Raw genomic sequence first — 18,332 nt, 5'->3', positions numbered from 1 at the left:
TCAGGCGGCCCTCCCGGCGAGTCTTTCTGCGACACGCATCACCGCGCTGCGGGCCCGCGGGTTGGCCGCGACCTCGGCTGCGCTTGCCCTGAGCGGCTTGCCCAGCAGACGCAGCCTGGGCTGCGGCAACTCCGTGGCACGCAGGGGCAGCTTTCTCGGCGCGTGGTCAGGAACCGCCTCGTCGCGCATGAAGTGCTTGACGATCCGGTCTTCGAGCGAATGGAAACTGATCACCACCAGGCGCCCTCCCTGTTTCAAGACAGTCATGGCCTGCGGCAGCACTAACGCGAGTTGTTCGAGTTCTTGATTGATATGAATCCGTAGAGCTTGAAAGGTACGCGTCGCCGCGTCCTGGCCGGGCTCGCGGGTCCGCACGGTCGCGCGTACAAGGGCTGCGAGCTCGCCGGTGCTTGCCAGCGGCCGCTCTCGCCGAGCAGCCACAATCTTCTTTGCAATCTGGAAAGCAAACCGTTCTTCACCATAATTCCTAATGACCTCCGTGATCTCCTGCACGCCAGCCCGCAACAGCCACTCTGCCGCGGTCTCGCCTTGTGTCGTATCCATCCGCATGTCAAGAGGCGCGTCGTAGCGAAAGCTGAAGCCGCGCGCTCCGTCGTCCAGCTGTGGCGATGAAACGCCAATATCGAGGAGGACGCCATCGACGCCTTCCTCGATCTCAATCCCGGCCCGACTCACGGCATCTGCCAAGTCGGCAAAGCGTCGGTGCATCACCAGCAGTCGCCGATCCCGAATCTCGCCGGCCAACACCACCGCCTGCGGATCACAATCTAGCGCCAGCAGACGACCATCGGGTCCGAGCAGATCAAGGATCGCCCGACTGTGTCCGCCGCGACCAAAAGTGCCGTCGACGTATGTTCCTGCGGGCTTGATATCCAGTGCCGCCACCGCCTCCCGCAACAGGACGGTCTGGTGCTGCAAGTACAAGCTCACAGCGCCAGGTTTTCGAGCCCGGGGGGCAAGAACTGATCGCCAAGAGCGAAAACTGCTTCCTGTTGCTTCTGCCAGCCGGCATCGGACCAGATTTCGAAATGACTGCCCTGACCCACCAGCCACACCTGCTTCTCAAGCTGTGCAAACTGGCGCAGTTCAGGCGCTACCAGAAGCCGACCGGCCGCATCCATCTCCTCTTCACGGGCATGCCCGACCAGCAGACGCTTGATCGCCGCCGCTTGCACATTGAAACTCGAAGCCGCCAGGACCTGGTCCCGAATGGGCGCCCACGCGGGTTCAGGGTAAAGCAGGAGACAGCGATGCGGGTGCGCGGTAAGCACCAGCCTGCCATCGGCGGCGGACGCGAGCGCTTCCCGGTGGCGAGCCGGAATGGCGAGCCTACCCTTGGCATCCAGACTTAGTGCAGCCGCGCCCTGAAACATCAATCCAACTCTTTCCTTGCTTTCCAAGCACCGAGACGGCAAACTTCCCACTTTCCACCACTTGCTCCCACTGTAAGGCAAAGATTCTGCCAAAGCAAGAGGTGCGATATTGCCTTTCCCAATATGTACAATGGGTTATGGACGACTTCTGATGCAAAGAAGAAAGAGATCCCTTCAAAAAAACAATGCCGAAATCAGCGCAGTTAAAGTAGTTTCTTAAAAAACCGCGCCAAGTGACAGAAATATGCACCGGAAGCGTGCGAAAAACTGGCACACTGATGCCAGTTGGATCCAATCTGAAGGGGAGTAAACCGCGAAATGCCGGCGCAGCTGTCGCCGTCGGCGATGCTGGAAATCAATGCGGGAAGGTGGGAAGCCGATCGATAAGCCGGGTTCTGTCGTGGACAGCCATTCCTCTAGGCGTACCGTTACCGGCACGCTCAAGCAGCCTACCCGGAAGCAGCGCGAGCCACGCCCAAGCTTCCCTATTTGGCCTTGCTCCGGATGGGGTTTGCCGTGCCGTCCGTGTTACCACGGCCGCGGTGAGCTCTTACCTCACCGTTTCACCCTTACCTGCCCTGGCCTGCGCAAGGACATCGGCGGTCTGTTTTCTGTTGCACTTTCCGTCACCTCACGGTGCCCGGTCGTTAACCGGCATCCTGCTCTGCGGAGCCCGGACTTTCCTCTCGGCGCGAGGTCTGCACCTCTTGCCCAGCGGCTGCCTGACCGACTTCCCGGCTTGATTATACGCCGGGTGCGCGACGCCCCGGCCGGAATTGCCACTGGTCGTCGTAATACGCGGCGGTTTCGTTGTCCCGTGTGACCCCAGGCAGCCCCATCAACGGCAGCGGGTGCAAGGCGCGCGCGCACAGGTGCTCGCCAGCCGCGAACTCGCTGGCCAGGCGCCGGTCGATATCCGACAGTTGCCCGGACAATGGACGGCACAGCCAGTCCGCAGTCACTTCGTAGAGCACCGCCTTGGCGGTCAGACCCCGGAACGGCCGCAGCAAGTGTTCGTAGGTCGCGTGCCCGAAGACGAAGCAACGCAGCGCCCGCGCCAGATCGTGTCGGCGCGCCCAGAACAAGGCCCGCCACTGAAAACCGCGGAGCAAGGCCAGCAGCGAGGGATCCGAGGCCACCACCACCACGCCGCATTCATCGAAATGCGTCAGCGCGTCACGATCGCTGCCGCGGATTGCGGGTTGCACCGTCAGCGCGGCGGCATGGCGTGCGTTCAGGGCGGCCTTGGCCAGCGGAAAGGTACACCACACCAAAGCATTGAAAAAGTCGTGCCAGTTGTCCGGTCGCGTAACCACTTCGCCACGCTCCCAAATGCGCATTTCATAATCAAGGCCGTCGCCGGGCGGCGGCACGAAACGGAGCAGCCGCCCGCTGCCGGTGCGCAGGTCGAGCGGTGCCATCAGGAGGTCGAGCGAAGCCGGATCCGGGGCAAAGGGAATCTGTTCAAGCAGCGGTGACAAGGGCGCGAACAAGCCCCCCGGCGAAGGAAAGGCATCCGGGCTCACTCGCTTGCCGGTGCTCTTTCAGCGGCCTCTCGTTTCGGTGCAACCACAAAGGTCAACGTACCGCTACGCATCTGGAATGTTCCCTGCAAGGGACCGAGGCCGCCTTCCGGCTCTCCGTCAAGCTTCGCAAAACCCTCGCAGGTGCGCGTTTCCACGACAAACATGCGCTTGCCCTGCTTGAGAATCCAGGCATCGTTGCCCGGTGCATACACTTCCACCTTGCTGTCCGCACCGCCCGGTCCCATCTCATGTCGGCGCATGCAATCGGGCATGCGCGTGGCAACCACCGAGTAGTTGGCGGTCCTTTCCCAGAAGAAATTCAGCACGCGGATCAGCGTCAGCGAATGCTTGCTCGAGGCAATGTCGAAAGACATGCGCTGATCCGAGCAGCCGACCAGCAGGGGCACCAACAATACGGCCAACAGTTTTTCCCACGCCACGCGCCACCTCCCCAGTTGCATTTCGCGGTACCGCGTCCGCCTCAGGCGAGCAATCGCCACGGCAGCCATTCTCCGGCCCGCAAGGGCACCAGCGCTTCTCCCTCGGCGTAAGCATAGGTGTCCGGCACCCGGCACTGAGCCTGCTCCAGCGTCACCTGGTCGGTATTGCGCGGCAGCCCGTAAAAATCGGCACCATTGAAACTGGCGAAAGCTTCCAGCCGATCCAGAGCGCCTGCTGACGCGAACGCCTCAGCATACAGTTCGAGCGCGGCATGCGCCGTGTAGCACCCGGCACAGCCGCAGGCAGCCTCCTTGGTGTGACGCGCATGCGGCGCGGAATCGGTCCCGAGGAAGAACCTGTGGTTGCCGGAGGTGGCCGCACGCAGCAGGGCCCGCCGATGCTCCTCACGTTTGAGAACCGGCAGGCAATAGTAGTGCGGGCGCACGCCGCCAGCAAAAATGGCATTGCGGTTGTATAACAGGTGATGCGCGGTGATCGTCGCCGCGACGTTCGCTCCACAGGCAGCGACAAACTCTACGGCATCGCTGGTCGTGATGTGCTCGAAAATGACCTTGAGACGCGGATAGCGCGTCAGCAAGGGTTGCAGCACACGCTCGATGAACACTTTTTCGCGGTCGAACACGTCGATCGCCGGGTCGGTTGCCTCGCCATGCACCAGCAAAGGCATCCCCAGTTCCTCCATCGTCGCCAGCACCGCGTCACACTTATCGACGTCCGTCACCCCGGAGTCGGAGTTGGTCGTGGCGCCGGCGGGATAGAGCTTGACGGCGTGCACGTCAGGGTGCTCGACGGCGCGCCGGATCTCGTCGACCGGCGTGTTGTCCGTCAAGTACAAAGTCATCAGCGGTGCGAACGACATTCCCGGCGGCAGGGCATCGAGGATGCGCGCGCGATACGCCTCGGCGGCGGCGACCGTGGTGATCGGTGGGCGCAGGTTGGGCATCACGATGGCACGCGCAAACTGGCGCGCGCTGTGCGGCAGGACGGCCCTCAGCGCTGCGCCATCGCGCAGGTGGAGGTGCCAGTCATCGGGACGGATAAGGGTGATCAGCATGCGTTCGTCCGGCGAAGTCAGTCCCGGGATTCTGGGAGGTCATTCTGCAATTCTAATGTGAAAGCGGCTTCAACGAAGCAGCAATCTCTCTGGTGCAAGCGGGAAACGCATCAGCAATGCCGGGACAGGACATGCCCTCGATGACCGTCATCGGGATGACATTCACCGCCGCTGGCAGCGGCATGGAACGGCACGCCCGCCCGGCCGCCTCAGCCCTGCAGGAGCAAAGCGCGCTGGTACAGCGCCTTCTTCCCGACACCACTGATTGCGTGCGCCAGCCTGGTCGCCTGGCTCACCGACAGTCCGTCATCCAGCAACAGCTTGAGCACGCGCTCGCCTTCGGCCGCTTCCTCGACACGCGGCGCACCGGAGACGAGCAGCACGAACTCGCCGCGCTGGCGATTGCTGTCAGCCAACAACCAGTCCTGCGCTTCACCAAGCGCGCAGGCATGAATGCTTTCGAACAACTTGGTCAACTCACGCGCCAGCACCAGTGTTCGTTCGAGTCCAAAGACCTCGGTCAAAGCGGCGACAGTTTCGAGAATGCGATGTGGCGCCTCGTAGAAGACCAGCGCGTACGGTAAATGCACGAGTTCCCGCAAGGCCTCTGCGCGCTGCCCGGCCTTGCTCGGCAAGAATCCGTAGAACAGAAAATGCGCTTCGCTGAGCCCGGCCGCAGACAGCGCGACGATGGCCGCACAAGGACCGGGCAAGGGGACAACACGGTAGGCTGCGGCACGCACACGCGCCACCAGTCGCGCTCCGGGATCGGAAACGGCGGGCGTGCCCGCGTCCACAATCAGCGCCACCGACTCTCCGACAGCCAGGCGTGCGATGACCTGTTGCGCTGCACTTTCCTCGTTATGCTGGTGTGCTGCCAGCAAGCGCGCCTGGCAACCGTAGTGGCGCAGCAGCGGCGCACTGTGGCGCGTATCTTCGGCGGCGATCCACGGCACCTGTCGCAGGACCTCGATGGCGCGCGGGGTCATGTCGCCCAGGTGACCAAGGGGAGTCGGAACTACATATAATGTGGGGGATTCTTCCGTCATGGAGATCAGCTTGCAGGTGAGCGACAAAGATAACACGAGCGGCGCAGCCGCACACCCCACCGGCCAGGGGATGCTGGCCGAGGATCTGGCAGCGCGTTTTCTCGAACGGCACGGCCTGTCACTGTTGACCCGTAATCATCGCTGTCGGGGTGGTGAGGTCGACCTGATTTGCCGCGAAGGGCGGGTGCTGGTATTCGTCGAAGTTCGCCTGCGCCGCAATACCCGCTTCGGCGGCGCGGCGGCCAGCATCACCACGGCCAAGCAGAGGCGCATCGTGCTGGCGGCACAGCATTATCTGGCCACACACCCGGGCCGGGAATGCGACTGCCGTTTCGACTGCATCCTGCTCGACGGACTGTCCGAAACGGCTATCGAATGGATTCGTGATGCGTTTTCCGAGCCTTAGCGCGCTGCTTTGGCTGGGTCTTTGCCTGGACGCCGGCGCTGCGGAGACGATCCGAATTCTTGTGCAAAGCTCGCCGCTGGCCGGCAGCCAATATTACGCCGTAGCCGAATTGTGGCCGCAGATCAGGGTCGGCGATCGACTGACCCTCGTCCGCGAACCCGGCAACCGCCACGACCCGCAAGCGATCCGCGTGGAATGGAATGGTCGGCAACTGGGTTACGTGCCGCGCGCCGAGAACCGTGCCGTAGCCACCGCCCTCGACGCCGGCGAGAAACTCGAGGCACGCGTTTCGAAGCTGCGGGCGGACCCGAATCCCTGGCGACGAATCGAGTTCGAGGTCTTCCTCTCTCTGTGATGTTAGAATCGTCGGCACTCCTTTCTGCAGAACAGAATCACCACCCATGGACTTGACCGACCGTATCAGTCAGCACTTCAAGGAGAGCGCACAAACCAAACTCGACGCTGTCGAGTTGCTGGCCGCGCCCATTGCCGAAGGAATTGAGGCGATGGTCGGGAGTCTGCTGAACAACGGCAAGATCCTTGCCTGTGGCAACGGCGGCTCGGCGGCCGACGCGCAGCACCTGGCAGCCGAACTGGTCGGACGCTTCGAGGTGGAGCGCCACGAACTGGCGGCAATCGCACTGAGTACCGACACCTCGGTGATTTCGGCGATCGCCAACGACTATGGATATAAAGCCGTGTTCGCCAAGCAGGTGCGCGCCCTGGGGCAACCCGGCGACATCCTCGTGGCAATCTCGACCTCGGGTAATTCACCCAACGTCATCGAAGCGATCAATGCCGCCCACGAGAACGATTTGCGCGTCGTTGCGCTCACCGGCAAGGGCGGCGGCGCCATCGGCGAGATTCTGCGCGACAGCGACGTCCACATCTGCGTACCGGCCGAGCGTACGGCGCGAATTCAGGAAACGCATCTGCTGATCATCCACTGCCTTTGCGATGGGATCGATTGTCTGCTTATGGGAGTTGAAGAATGAAACGGTTTCTGGCCACCGGCCTGCTGCTCGGCGCAGCCCTCCTGCCGACGCTCCAGGGTTGCCTGCCGATGGTCGCTGCCGGCGCCACCGGCGGCGCACTGGCGACCATGGATCGCCGTTCCCTGGGCACGCAAACCGATGACGAAACCATCGAATGGAAGGCCAGCGCGCGCGTCAACGAAAAATTCGGCGAGACCTCGCATACCAACTTCACCAGTTACAACCGCAAGGTCCTGATCACTGGCGAGGTCGCTTCCGAGACCAACAAGGCCGAAATCGAACGTCTCGTTTCCGGCGTCCCGCAGGTGCAAGGCGTCTACAACGAACTTGCCATCGGCCCGGTCACGTCGTTCTCGACGCGCAGCAACGATTCGTATATCACCACCAGGGTCAAGAGCCGCTTTGTTGACTCCGGCAAGTTCAACGCGATACACGTCAAGGTGGTGACCGAGGCAGGTATCGTCTATTTGCTTGGCCTCGTCACCCAGCGCGAGGCCGATTCAGCGATCCAGGTAGCGAGAACCACGAGCGATGTGAAGAAAGTGGTGACGCTGCTGGAAGTCGTCCCCGACGCCAAGGCCAGGGAACTCGACGTGCACCTGCCGACGACCAGCAAACAGCCGCCAAAGCCCGCTGCCGCAGGCGGCTGACGAGGGCACCTCAGGCCGCTGCGCCGCGCTCGATCACCACGCCGACGCGCTGCACGCCGCGCAGCATGCCGAGTTTGGCAATCGAGACGCGCACCCAGGTCGCACCAAAGTCTTCGAGCAGGAGCGTGGCCACGTACTCAGCCAGCCTTTCAAGGAGATTGAAGTGGCGTGCAGCGAGTTCGGCATGCAGGCGCTCGACCACCATGGCGTAATCGATGGTGTCGCGGATGTCGTCACTGGCACCGGCACTGGCCGTCGAAGTGCCGATTTGCAACGAGATTTCTATGGTCTGGGGCATCGCCTTCTCGCGCGGGTAAATGCCGATCAGGGTCGAGGCGCGCAGATCGTTGATGAAGATGATGTCCATACGGGAGTGCTTCAGGTCGGTGTAGAATTGTGGGTAAGGCGCCCGGTTCGCAGCGCGACGACAGAGCGCGCATTCTAACCCAGAGCACTACCGACTACTCGATCACGCCCGATGCCGCCGTCCCTGATCACTCTGCTGGTGGTGCTTGCCGCTTATCTGCTGGGCTCCATCTCCTTCGCCCTGGTCGCCAGCCGACTTTTCGGCCTCGCCGATCCACGGACTTATGGCTCGAAGAATCCCGGCGCCACCAATGTGTTGCGGAGTGGCCACAAGGGTGCAGCGATATTCACCCTGTTTGGCGATGCGGCCAAGGGCTGGCTGGCGGTCTTCCTCGTCAGTCGCTACTCGTCAGAGTACGCCTTGGGTAGCTACGCGGTAGGATGGGTGGCCTTGGCCGTCTTTTTCGGCCATCTCTACCCCGTCTTTCTCCGCTTCAAGGGCGGCAAAGGAGTGGCTACGGCCGCCGGCGTGCTGTTGGCAATCAACCCTTGGCTCGGCCTGGCCACCCTGGGTACATGGATACTCGTCGCCTTCACGCTACGTTATTCTTCGCTGGCGGCACTGGTCGCGGCAGCCGCAGCACCGGCCTACGCGCTCCTGATATGGGGGGGTGACAGCCGGGTACTGGTCGTCGGCATCATCGCCATGGCGCTGGTCGGCAAGCACTGGCAGAACCTGCAACGCCTGATGGCCGGCAGCGAGCCGAAAATCGGTGCCGGGAAATCCCGCTGACCGCATTACGACGAACAGGAACCCCTGGCTGCTCCAAACCGGTCTTCCGCCAGTAGAACAGCTTGCCGCCGGCAGCAGGCGCTGCCTCAGGATGTGGTCAGCGGCCAGCGCGGCCGCACGGCGAAGGCGCCGGCCGGCTTGCCGCACGCCCCACCAGCCTGGAAACGCAAGGCCCCCGCCAACGCGATCATCGCACCGTTGTCGGTGCAGAATTCGAACTCAGGGTAAAAAACGGCGATTCCGGTTCTGGCAGCCTGTGCATCAAGCTGCCGCCGCAGTTCGCGGTTGGCACCGACGCCACCGGCGACTACCAGTTGTTTCAGACCGCTGACTTTCACCGCACGCAGAGCCTTGCTGATCAGCACGTCGACAATCGCATCCTGGAATCCGCGCGCAATGTCCGCCCGCTGCTGATCGCTGAGCGTGACCAGTTCGCGCACCTTGGTCAGCACAGCCGTCTTCAGACCACTGAAGCTGAAATCGAGATTCCCGGATTGCAGCATCGGGCGCGGCAGTTTGACCTGCCCTGGCCGACCACGGTCGGCCAGGGCAGCCAGCACCGGGCCACCTGGATAGCCGAGACCGAGCAGTTTGGCCGTCTTGTCGAAAGCCTCGCCGGCCGCGTCATCAAGCGTTTCGCCCATCAACTCGTATTCGCCGATACCGCTCACGCGCATCAGTTGACTATGGCCACCCGAAACGAGCAGGGCGACGAAAGGGAACGATGGCGGCCGGCTTGACAGCAAAGGTGACAGCAGGTGACCTTCCAGGTGATGCACCGGGATGGTCGGCACGCCGAGGGCCATGGCCAGCGCTTCGGCAAAAGCCGCCCCAACCAGCAAGGCGCCAGCCAGGCCAGGTCCCTGCGTGTAAGCCACGGCGTCAAGCTCGGCCAGCGAACGTCCGCTATCGGCCAGTACTTTGCGCAGCAGCGGCACGACGCGACGGATGTGATCCCGCGATGCGAGTTCCGGCACCACCCCGCCGTAGTCAGCATGCATGCTGACTTGTGAATGCAATGCGTGCGCCAGCAGGACGCCGCCAGCATCACTGCTGTACAGCGCCATACCCGTTTCGTCGCAGGAGGATTCGATCCCAAGAACCAGCATCGGCGTCATTCTACCCTAGCCGGCGCAGGCCCCAGGCCCGCGCGCGCGAATACACCGCGGAACGCGTCGTGCCTGCAGGCGGCATATCCACCGCGGGGTGCCGGAACGGCCCACAAGCTGCTATCGTTTCGCCGTCGACATCAGACTGAAAGAGCCGAATGGTCAAACCCGCCCCCAAACCTGCAGCCACGCACCGGGTGCGCGGCGTTTGCCCACACGATTGCCCCGACACCTGCGCGCTCGAAGTAACCGTCAGCGATGGTCGCGTGCTCAAGGTCGCCGGCGCGGCCGATCATGCCCCGACGGCAGGGGTGCTGTGCACCAAGGTCGCCTTCTACCCCGAGCGCATTTATCATCCCGACCGCCTGCTGCACCCGTTGCGCCGGGTCGGCCCCAAGGGTCCCGGCGCAAGATTCGAGCGCATCTCCTGGGAAGAGGCACTGACCTCCATTGCCGAGCGCTTGCGCCGCATCGCCGCTGAAAGTAGCGCCGAGTCGATCGTACCGTACAGCTACGCCGGCAACTCCGGTCTGCTGGGTTATGGGTCGATGGACCGCCGCTTCTTTCACCGTCTCGGCGCGGCACAGCTCGACCGGACGATCTGTGCCAGCGCGGGTGCAATGGGCTATCGGGCGACGATCGGCGCGAGCATCGGCTTCGACCCGGAAAATGTCGTCGATGCGCGGCTGATCCTCCTCTGGGGCACCAACAGCATCGTTTCCAACCTCCATTTCTGGCGCCTGGTTCAGGAAGCGAAAAGACGCGGCGCACGCCTGATCGCCATCGACCCCTGCCGCACGGCAAGCGTCGACAAGTGTGACCAGCACATCGCCCTGCTGCCGGGAACCGACAGCGCCCTGGCCCTCGGAATGATGCACGTGCTGATCCGCGACGACCTCCTCGATCACGACTACATCCTGCACCACACGCTCGGTTTCGAGGCCCTCCGGGAACGGGCGCTGGCGTACCCGCCGGAGCGCGTGGCGGCAATCTGCGGCCTGCACACGGCGGAAGTCGAAAACCTTGCGCACGCCTACGGTACGATCCGCCCGACGGCGATTCGCACCAACTACGGCATCAACCGTACTGCCGGCGGCGGCATGGCACTGCGAACGGTGTCCTGCCTGCCGGCACTCACCGGCGCCTGGCGAGATCCGGCAGGCGGCGTGCTGCTCTCCACCTCGGGCAACTACCCGGTCAATGAAGCGGCCCTGGAGCGGCCGGACCTGATGCCGAAACCGGCACCGCGAACGATCAACATGAGCCGCATCGGCCACGATCTGCTGCATGCGCAGCCGCCGATCAAAGCGCTGTTCGTGTACAACAGCAACCCGGTCGCGGTCGCCCCGCAAGCGGGAGAAGTGGTGCGCGGTATTGCCCGCGACGACCTGTTCACCGTCGTCCACGATCTGTTTCAGACCGACACCGCGGACTATGCCGACCTCCTGCTGCCGGCCACGAGCCACATGGAACAACTCGACATCCACAAGTCCTACGGCCATCTGCACCTGCAGGTCAACCAACCGGCAATCGCACCGCTTGGCGAGGCGCTGCCCAATACCGAACTGTTTCGTCGTCTGGCGCGGCGGATGGGTTTCAGCGAGGCGTGTTTTACCGACAGCGACGACGACCTTTGTCGCCAGGCCTTCGACTGGGACGATCCGCGGCTCGCCGGATTGTCCTGGGAAAAACTCAAGGCCGACGGCCACGCCCGCCTGAACCTGCCGCGTGGTGCCGCGCCGTTTGCGCAGGGTGGCTTCCCGACGCCTTCCGGCAAATGTGAATTCAGCAGCGACATGCTTGCCCGTGCCGGGCTGGACCCCTTGCCCGATTTCATCGCGCCTCGCGAGTGGCGGCAGAGTGCGCTCGCCACCAGATTCCCTCTGGCCCTGATCACGCCGCCGGCACGCAACTTCCTGAACACCAGCTTCGCCAATTCGCCGCGTTTCCTGGCCCAGGAAAAATCGCCCAGCGTGCTCATCCATCCGGTGGACGCGGCGACACGCGGGATCACCGATGATCACACGGTGCGCATCTTCAACGAGCGCGGCGAATTCCACGCCCGCGCCGTCATCAGCGACCGCGTGCGACCGGGCGTGGTCATGGCTACCTCGATCTGGTGGCGCAAGCTTTCGCCAGACGGACGCAACTGCAACGAGGTAACCAGCCAGGAGTTGACCGACATGGGAGGTGGTGCAACCTTCTACGACTGCCTGGTCGAGATCGCCAGCAGGGACGAGGGGCCGGGTGTGGTGGCGACGTCACCGGCATGAAATCACCGATTGACGACCGTGCACGGCCTGCAGACTCTCATCAAGCGGCGTGGCAATACCGGTCCTCGTCCGGCAACAGGCGCGGATGGGGTAGATTAAGGGCAGTCCGTGCGCCGTGGTCGGCGCTCAACATTCAATATCGGAGGTGATGAATGCGCGTTTTTCAGATTCAGGACGACTGGGGCATGGCCAACCTCAAGATCGCCGAACGCCCGCAACCGCAGCCGCAGGCGGGGCAGGTGCTGCTGCGGATGCGCGCCTCGTCGCTGAACTACCGCGACCTGGTCGTTCCCGAGCGGGGCTATGGCAGCTTCACCGGAACACTGCCCCTGATTCCTCTATCAGACGGCGTCGGCGAGGTCGTCGAGGTCGGCTCGGGCGTCACCCGCGTGGCCGTCGGCGACCGTGTCTGCCCGACCTTCTTCCAGGGCTGGATCGCCGGCGACCCGGACCTTGCACGCATGACGGGTTCGCTGGGCGGCCCGATCGACGGCACGATGGCAGAGTTCATGTGCCTCTCCGAGCAGGGCGTGGTGAAGGTGCCTGACTACCTCAGCGACAGCGAAGCCGCGACGCTGCCCTGCGCCGCGCTCACCGCCTGGAGCGCGGTCGCCACCCTGGGCGCGGTGAAGCCAGGCGAGCGGGTACTGGTGCAGGGATCTGGCGGGGTCGCACTGTTTGCATTGGCGTTTGCCAAGCTTGCCGGCGCCCAGGTCACCGTGATTTCCTCCAGCGACGAAAAGATCGAACGCCTCAAGGCCCTGGGTGCGGATGCGACGATCAACTACCGGACGACACCTGAATGGTCGAAACCGGCGCGCGAAATCACCGGTGGCCGCGGTTTCGACCACATCGTCGAACTCGGCGGCGAGAAAACGCTGCCGCAGTCACTGCGCTGCATTCGCCCGGGCGGGACGCTGTCGATGATTGGCGTCCTCTCGGGCGCCTCGCTGTCTACGCCGCTCGGCCTGATCATCACCCGGCAGGTACGGCTGCAGGGTGTTACCGTCGGCCACCGCGACGGTTTCGAAGCGATGCTCCGGGCACTCGAACAACACCGTGTACCGATAATCGTCGACCGCGTCTTCGAGTTTGAAGCGCTGCCGGATGCCCTGGCGTATCTCAGGAGCGGCGCACAATTCGGCAAGATCTGTATCCGCCACTGAGCGGAGAACTCGACCATGCTCAGCGATCGGCAAGCTTCACCACGACCGCGGCCGGGGGAGCATCTCCCCGTGACGCGGCGGGAATCATCCGATAAGGATATTCCGGGTCGTTGCTGACCGACGGGATCGCCCACCAGAAGCGCAGTGGGTGAGTCATGTGCGGATGTTCTCCATAGAAGTTGCCGGGCGTCCCTGCGGCGAGTTTTTCGAGGGGAAGCATGGACCCGAACTCGCCTTTCTCGGCAAAAACGAGAGGGCGCCCATCCGCGGAGCGCGTGCTCACCTCGAGAGCGACCGTCCGCCGGTAGCCAGCCGACAGTTGCTGATAGGTCGGCTGCTTGTCGAGCAGTTGCTGTGGCGAGATGTCTGGCCAGACCGTCACGGACAAGGTAAGCGTCGCCGCCTTCCGGGAGGTGACCACGAAACTCTCGATCTCGCTGAAGGACAGCGTGACGGTCTCGCCGGAAGCTGACTTGCCAACCAGGGCGTACCCGACGCTGTCGTCCGCCCGCGGCTGCTCGACCCGCAGCGTGACACGCCTGAGGCGGAGCACGTCAGAGCCATCCCCGGAAGCCGTGTCGGAGGTCATCGAAAGCGTCTGGTACTGCGCGGCAAGGGCTTTCGCCTTCTCGATCTCCTGCACGTTCCTGGGTCCGGCGATCCTCCAGGGAGTCGCCGGATAGCCCTTGCCGCCGCCCACATCGGCCGGGACCGACCCCGGCGCGACGCAGAGGAGAATCGACACGCCCAGTGCGAGCGCGGATTTACTGGAATTTCCAACTTTCATGCTCCACCTCGATCAATTGCTGCCTCAACATCGACAACACGCGCTCGTAAGCCTGATTGACTTCGGCCAGGCTGCTATCCAGTCTCACGGCGACCTCGTTGGCATCGACCGCTTTGTCGGCAGACTTTTTCGCTCCGCTGAGGGGCCCGTTTTCACCGAGAAGTTCGCCAACGCAGGCCTGCAACTGTTGTGCTGGCCGCATCAAGTCATTCCAGGCGGTGCGGATAGGCTGCTGCGCAGCGCCTGGAAAGTAGAACACCGTCGCCGCAAAGACCGCGTTCTGCTGCACTCGGCGTGCCTGCAGCGCACGCAGTTCCTTGCGCCACTGTTCCCGTTGCGGCTGATCGGCGGCGGCTGCAGGCGTATCCAGGACCGCCAGACCGAGATCGTAGAGTTCCGCGCTCAAGGCCTGCACGGCGATGAACTGCTTCAGACTCTCGCGCATGCTGCCAAGCTGGCGCTCGAGATTGTTGTAGCGATTCTGCCGATGCCACCGGATCTCCTCCTGGGTGAACTGGAAGGTCGGCACGAGCATGCCGCTGATCACCGCCCCAATCAGCAGCAGACCAAACTTGCTGTCGAGCCATGCCCGGATACCCGTCCCGCTCGGGACACTCGGCTCGCTTTGCTGGCGCGCCAACTGCTCGCGGACCTCACGTTCGATTTCCAGCCTGGCCAGGACCTCGTCCCTGATTTGTTCGCTGTCCACTCCGCTCCCTCGCGACAACCCGGCAAGCACTGCCCGGCCGAACGGGCTGTTGTGCCGGCAACCAAGCCGTGGTGGTCAGAACGAAAGATCCTGTCGGCGCCACCACTTGGTCAGCATACGCTGTGGGCCACGGGACTGTCCACCACTGCCGATGGCAGTCCTTGCTCGCCAGGGGCCGCGGGCGCTGCCGCGGCACGTTGTGCCACGCTACCAGCAGGCGGCTGTGCGGAATAACCGGTCCCACGCATGGCCAAGGCAGCCGCAGGCCTGACGCCTGCACGACAACGGCTTGCGAGGACAAGGCACGATCACGACGTCGCCTCGCGCTCCAGCAGGGCGCGTTTTCGCTCAATCCCCCAGCGATAGCCTGACAAACTGCCATCGCTGCGCACGACGCGATGGCAGGGAATGGCCACCGCCAGGATATTGGCCGCACATGCGCCGGCCACGGCGCGGGCTGACGCGGGCGCACCGATGCGTTCGGCGAGCTCCGCATAACTTACCGTCGCACCAGCCGGAATCGTGCCCAACGCCTGCCATACCCTTTGCTGAAAAGCCGTACCGCGGACGTCAAGAGGCAAATCGAGCCCAAGTCGGGGCGTTTCGACCAGGCCAACGACGCTGGCCACGAGTCGCTCGAATTCGGCGTCGCCACCGATCAATTCGGCCGCGGGAAAGCGGTCCTGGAGTTCCTGGACCAGGGCGTCCGGGTCGTCTCCGATGAGGATCGCGCAAACGCCGCGCCGGCTCTGCGCGACGAGGATCGATCCCAGCCAGCATTCACCGACGGCAAAACGAATGGCCTGGTTGGCGCCGCCACCACGGTAGTCCGACGGCGTCATTCCCAGCAATTGATCCGACTGTTCGTAGAAGCGGCTGCTGGAATTGTAGCCAGCGCCATAAATCGCCTCGGTCACGGTCGCACTCTGCAGCAGCTCGCGGCGGATTCTTGCGGCTCGCTGCGTACTGGCATAGGCCTTCGGCGTCAGGCCGGTCACTGCCTTGAACAGACGGTGCAGGTGATAGGCGCTGAAACCCGCACGCGCCGCCAGTTCTCCCAGGGTCGGCACCTGTTCGGCGGTCTCGATGAAGCGGCACAAAGCAGCAATGCTTTCCGTATGGCGCGCTCCGGGCGAGCATTGATCGGGCTGACAACGCTTGCAGGGACGAAAACCCGCGCGCTCGGCGTCGACCGGCGTGACATGAAAGGCCACGTTCTCCGGTTTGGGCCGGCGCGACGAACAGCTGGGCCGGCAATACACGCGAGTCGTGGCCACCGAATAGACGAACGTCCCGTCGGCGGCCGGGTTGCGGGCGACGACGGCTGCCCAGCGAGGGTCACTCAGCGTTGCCAAAGCGCGTTGGTCGCCATCTCGTGCCATGTTGGTCATTGTCCTTCGCGTCGCCGCCGGATTGGTGATTACACTCTAGGCGTTTGCCTGGGTCTGGACACTCCGACTCTTGCTTTCCAATTTGACGTTGCCGACCGGCACATCGCTCGGGAGGTGCGGGAAATCACGAACATTGCAAAGTGGCAGCGTTGATGAACGTCAGGAAGCATCCCTTGAAACGATCGCCGTTTTCCAGGAAGCTGGCCGCGCGTCGACCACTGTAGCGGTAGCCGCGGCTGACCATTTCTCGACAAAACCCGGCACGGTTGCCTCGATCCGGATCGACGATGATCACCTCGGCGGCGGGCGCTGCGTGACGATCGATAAAGCCGGCAAGCTGGCTGGCCTGTTGTCGTTCGTACAGCACATCACTACCGATGATCAGGTTGAAGAGTCCAAGGCCAGGGTTGCTGCCCTCCCAGTTGCCGGTCTGGTATTCCAGCGGTCCGAGTCGGTTCAACAACAGGTTCTCCTTCAGGACGGGCGCAACCTTTCCCCGACCGGACACAAGGAGTCCGAGTCGGTTCAACAACAGGTTCTCCTTCAGGAAGACCCGGCTCAAAGGGTGATAGTCGCTGACCACCATATCGCCGGCGCGGCTGTGGATCACCAGACTGGCGAGGGCGAGACCGGCGCCGATTTCCAGAATACGTTTCCCGCGCAGGTCAAAAGTCTGCATGGCCGCGGCGAGAATCCGTGCCGACGGCCACAACTGGCCAAACAACGGCCAACTGGCCGTTGAGATACCCGCGCGGGCTGCTTCACCGAGCGGATCGGAATACTGTCGAAGGTCGAGCAGCGATCGGATCAGGTACAGCGCACCGCCAACGGCGATGGTTTCGTGCTTGACCTGGTATGCAGGCATGCCGGTGTCTCTTTATCGGGAGCGTCAGGAGAAGGTCCGCTAGTAGGCGGAGAGCAGGTTCGACTGGTCCTCCTTGCTGGACCGCTTTTCGCGATACATTCGCTGATCGGCAACCGCCATCAGTTCTGTGGCGTCGCTCCCATCGTCGGGATAGACTGCCCATCCTATACTGGCACTGGTCTGCACCACGATGTTATCGAGCATGAAGGGTTCGGCAAGCACCGACAGCAATTTCTCGGCGACCTCGACCACATCGTCATCGTCATGAACGCTGGCGACGACGATCGCAAACTCGTCGCCGCCCATGCGCGCACAAAAATCTGCCGCACGCACGGCACCGAGCAGGCGAGCGGCGACCGCCCGCAGCAGGGAATCTCCACCCGCGTGTCCATGCTGGTCGTTGACCGGCTTGAAGTCGTTCAAGTCGACGACCAGCAGACCGAATCTGGTCTGGTCACGCGCGGCGATCTTCAGCGTGCGTGTCGCCGTCTCCTCGAAGTAGCGGCGATTGCCGAGGCCGGTCAATTCATCATGAAGCGCCATGTGACGCATGGCTTCGCGTGTGCGACGGTGCTCCTCGACCTCGTCCTTGAGGCGTTCATTGAGCACGATGGCGTCGATCGCGGTCAGCGACGCGCGGTGCGCCTTGGTCAGCACCACCGCCTGCCAAATGATCGAAACCATCAGCAGCAACAGATAGTAGCTGTCCCGAGAAGCCAGGTATTGCTGGAGAAAATGTCCGGTCAGTGGCAGCAGACTGACCGCGTTCAGGGTGAGGTAGTACGCAGGCACCATGGCGTAGCCCAGGGCACCGACGGTGACCAGTGTCGAGACAATGATGAATAGAAACGTGTCCGCCGCGGGAACTGCGCCCGGCAGCAAAAAACCCGAGAGGCCATAAAGCAGGGCGATTCCGGCACCCAGCCCGATGCGCACGTACGCCAGTCGGCGGCAGTTCTCCATCGTGATCCCGACGCGTGCAACGTAACGCTCGAACAGCAGCACGCCAGCCGATGCCAGGCCGATCGCCAGACCCCAGACCGCGAGCGTGCGCAAGGAAACACCGCCGCTGTGCAGAACGGTAGCGATCAGAAGCGCACCGATCATGACGCTCGCCATATTCCCGTTCGCATGTCCACAAAAGATGCGAATCCGGACAAGCTGTACCCGATCGACTATCGAAACCGCTTTTGTCGCAGCGTTCATTGACTGCTCATCGGCAAACAAGAGGACCCATGCATTCGACCTTTCCTGTTCCGCGGCACTTCCGCAGTCCGGATTATGCCGAGTTTGCCAGTTGCCCGAAAGGCATGCCACAAACAGGACGTCAATACCTGTTCCGCGGGGCGGCAACAGCGACGCGCCTGATTGCGCCTGCTTCACTCGACAGACGGCGA

The 18,332-nt window shown here is 63.2% G+C and carries 20 protein-coding genes and 1 other RNA gene; 7 read left to right on the top strand and 14 right to left on the bottom strand.

Features of this window, described 5'->3' with window-relative positions; genetic code table 11:
- The 7 genes from rsmH to rsmI all read right to left on the bottom strand — a co-directional run bounded on the left by rsmH (position 1) and on the right by rsmI (position 5,485).
- A complete protein-coding gene (gene rsmH / locus AC15MQ_RS20520) occupies positions 1 to 951 on the bottom strand; it encodes a 16S rRNA (cytosine(1402)-N(4))-methyltransferase RsmH (protein ID WP_483081164.1) in 951 nt (316 codons plus the stop codon).
- The gene (gene mraZ, locus AC15MQ_RS20515; protein ID WP_287670293.1) at positions 948 to 1,394 is read right to left on the bottom strand and encodes a division/cell wall cluster transcriptional repressor MraZ; all 447 of its coding nucleotides are present in this window, start codon (positions 1,392 to 1,394) and stop codon (positions 948 to 950) included. Before mraZ ends, rsmH begins: the two co-directional genes overlap by 4 nt.
- A gap of 368 nt (positions 1,395 to 1,762) precedes the next feature.
- An RNA gene (gene rnpB / locus AC15MQ_RS20510) (RNase P RNA component class A) lies at positions 1,763 to 2,128 on the bottom strand.
- A 9-nt stretch (positions 2,129 to 2,137) separates the two neighbouring features.
- Positions 2,138 to 2,920 carry a DUF3025 domain-containing protein gene (locus AC15MQ_RS20505; protein WP_483081163.1) on the bottom strand — a complete coding sequence of 261 codons (783 nt, stop codon included), beginning with the start codon at positions 2,918 to 2,920 and terminating at the stop codon, positions 2,138 to 2,140.
- Positions 2,917 to 3,360: a hypothetical protein gene (locus tag AC15MQ_RS20500; protein WP_483081162.1), complete on the bottom strand. Its 444-nt coding sequence runs from the start codon at positions 3,358 to 3,360 to the stop codon at positions 2,917 to 2,919. The genes AC15MQ_RS20505 and AC15MQ_RS20500 overlap by 4 nt, the downstream gene beginning before the upstream one ends.
- Before the next feature lie 41 nt (positions 3,361 to 3,401).
- On the bottom strand, positions 3,402 to 4,436 hold the full coding sequence (pyrC, locus tag AC15MQ_RS20495) for a dihydroorotase (protein ID WP_483081161.1): 1,035 nt from the start codon (positions 4,434 to 4,436) through the stop codon (positions 3,402 to 3,404).
- Positions 4,437 to 4,645: 209 nt separating this feature from the next.
- Positions 4,646 to 5,485 (bottom strand): 16S rRNA (cytidine(1402)-2'-O)-methyltransferase, encoded by an 840-nt coding sequence (gene rsmI, locus AC15MQ_RS20490; protein ID WP_483081160.1) that lies wholly within the window; start codon positions 5,483 to 5,485, stop codon positions 4,646 to 4,648.
- On the opposite strand from rsmI, the gene AC15MQ_RS20485 reads away from it, so the two are divergent.
- From AC15MQ_RS20485 to AC15MQ_RS20470, 4 genes are read left to right on the top strand one after another with little or no spacing between them, the layout of a single operon-like run.
- The gene (locus tag AC15MQ_RS20485) at positions 5,484 to 5,891 is read left to right on the top strand and encodes a YraN family protein (protein WP_332335479.1); all 408 of its coding nucleotides are present in this window, start codon (positions 5,484 to 5,486) and stop codon (positions 5,889 to 5,891) included. The genes rsmI and AC15MQ_RS20485 overlap by 2 nt on opposite strands.
- Positions 5,872 to 6,246, top strand: a complete 375-nt coding sequence (locus AC15MQ_RS20480) for an HIRAN domain-containing protein (RefSeq protein WP_350496091.1) — start codon at positions 5,872 to 5,874, stop codon at positions 6,244 to 6,246. Before AC15MQ_RS20485 ends, AC15MQ_RS20480 begins: the two co-directional genes overlap by 20 nt.
- Before the next feature lie 46 nt (positions 6,247 to 6,292).
- Positions 6,293 to 6,886: a phosphoheptose isomerase gene (locus AC15MQ_RS20475; RefSeq protein WP_287653668.1), complete on the top strand. Its 594-nt coding sequence runs from the start codon at positions 6,293 to 6,295 to the stop codon at positions 6,884 to 6,886.
- Positions 6,883 to 7,536, top strand: coding sequence for a BON domain-containing protein (locus AC15MQ_RS20470; protein ID WP_287653667.1), 654 nt, complete (start codon positions 6,883 to 6,885; stop codon positions 7,534 to 7,536). Before AC15MQ_RS20475 ends, AC15MQ_RS20470 begins: the two co-directional genes overlap by 4 nt.
- A gap of 10 nt (positions 7,537 to 7,546) precedes the next feature.
- Here the strand turns inward: AC15MQ_RS20470 and AC15MQ_RS20465 are convergent, their stop codons facing one another.
- Complete coding sequence (locus AC15MQ_RS20465) at positions 7,547 to 7,903, bottom strand: dihydroneopterin aldolase (protein WP_287653666.1); 357 nt, start codon at positions 7,901 to 7,903, stop codon at positions 7,547 to 7,549.
- A gap of 111 nt (positions 7,904 to 8,014) precedes the next feature.
- On the opposite strand from AC15MQ_RS20465, the gene plsY reads away from it, so the two are divergent.
- Positions 8,015 to 8,635 carry a glycerol-3-phosphate 1-O-acyltransferase PlsY gene (plsY, locus tag AC15MQ_RS20460; protein ID WP_287653664.1) on the top strand — a complete coding sequence of 207 codons (621 nt, stop codon included), beginning with the start codon at positions 8,015 to 8,017 and terminating at the stop codon, positions 8,633 to 8,635.
- 86 nt (positions 8,636 to 8,721) lie between these two features.
- On the opposite strand, the gene tsaD is transcribed toward plsY, so the two are convergent.
- Positions 8,722 to 9,744, bottom strand: a complete 1,023-nt coding sequence (tsaD, locus tag AC15MQ_RS20455) for a tRNA (adenosine(37)-N6)-threonylcarbamoyltransferase complex transferase subunit TsaD (protein ID WP_483081199.1) — start codon at positions 9,742 to 9,744, stop codon at positions 8,722 to 8,724.
- A 158-nt stretch (positions 9,745 to 9,902) separates the two neighbouring features.
- Between tsaD and AC15MQ_RS20450 the strand changes: the two genes are divergently transcribed.
- Positions 9,903 to 12,017 carry a molybdopterin-containing oxidoreductase family protein gene (locus AC15MQ_RS20450; RefSeq protein WP_483081159.1) on the top strand — a complete coding sequence of 705 codons (2,115 nt, stop codon included), beginning with the start codon at positions 9,903 to 9,905 and terminating at the stop codon, positions 12,015 to 12,017.
- A gap of 152 nt (positions 12,018 to 12,169) precedes the next feature.
- Positions 12,170 to 13,183 (top strand): zinc-dependent alcohol dehydrogenase family protein, encoded by a 1,014-nt coding sequence (locus AC15MQ_RS20445; RefSeq protein ID WP_483081158.1) that lies wholly within the window; start codon positions 12,170 to 12,172, stop codon positions 13,181 to 13,183.
- A 19-nt stretch (positions 13,184 to 13,202) separates the two neighbouring features.
- On the opposite strand, the gene AC15MQ_RS20440 is transcribed toward AC15MQ_RS20445, so the two are convergent.
- The 5 genes from AC15MQ_RS20440 to AC15MQ_RS20420 form a co-directional block, all read right to left on the bottom strand.
- On the bottom strand, positions 13,203 to 13,970 hold the full coding sequence (locus AC15MQ_RS20440; RefSeq protein WP_287670280.1) for a hypothetical protein: 768 nt from the start codon (positions 13,968 to 13,970) through the stop codon (positions 13,203 to 13,205).
- Complete coding sequence (locus tag AC15MQ_RS20435; protein WP_483081157.1) at positions 13,948 to 14,679, bottom strand: hypothetical protein; 732 nt, start codon at positions 14,677 to 14,679, stop codon at positions 13,948 to 13,950. The genes AC15MQ_RS20440 and AC15MQ_RS20435 overlap by 23 nt, the downstream gene beginning before the upstream one ends.
- Before the next feature lie 308 nt (positions 14,680 to 14,987).
- The gene (gene ada / locus AC15MQ_RS20430; RefSeq protein ID WP_483081156.1) at positions 14,988 to 16,061 is read right to left on the bottom strand and encodes a bifunctional DNA-binding transcriptional regulator/O6-methylguanine-DNA methyltransferase Ada; all 1,074 of its coding nucleotides are present in this window, start codon (positions 16,059 to 16,061) and stop codon (positions 14,988 to 14,990) included.
- Between the two features lie 133 nt (positions 16,062 to 16,194).
- Positions 16,195 to 16,935 carry a class I SAM-dependent methyltransferase gene (locus AC15MQ_RS20425; RefSeq protein WP_483081155.1) on the bottom strand — a complete coding sequence of 247 codons (741 nt, stop codon included), beginning with the start codon at positions 16,933 to 16,935 and terminating at the stop codon, positions 16,195 to 16,197.
- 39 nt (positions 16,936 to 16,974) lie between these two features.
- Complete coding sequence (locus tag AC15MQ_RS20420) at positions 16,975 to 18,042, bottom strand: diguanylate cyclase domain-containing protein (protein WP_483081154.1); 1,068 nt, start codon at positions 18,040 to 18,042, stop codon at positions 16,975 to 16,977.
- Between the last annotated feature and the right edge of the window lie 290 nt (positions 18,043 to 18,332).

It is taken from the genome of Candidatus Accumulibacter propinquus (genome assembly GCF_056856495.1).
The sequence above is the reverse complement of the archived record's forward strand: the minus strand, read 5'-3'. Positions and strand labels throughout refer to the sequence as shown.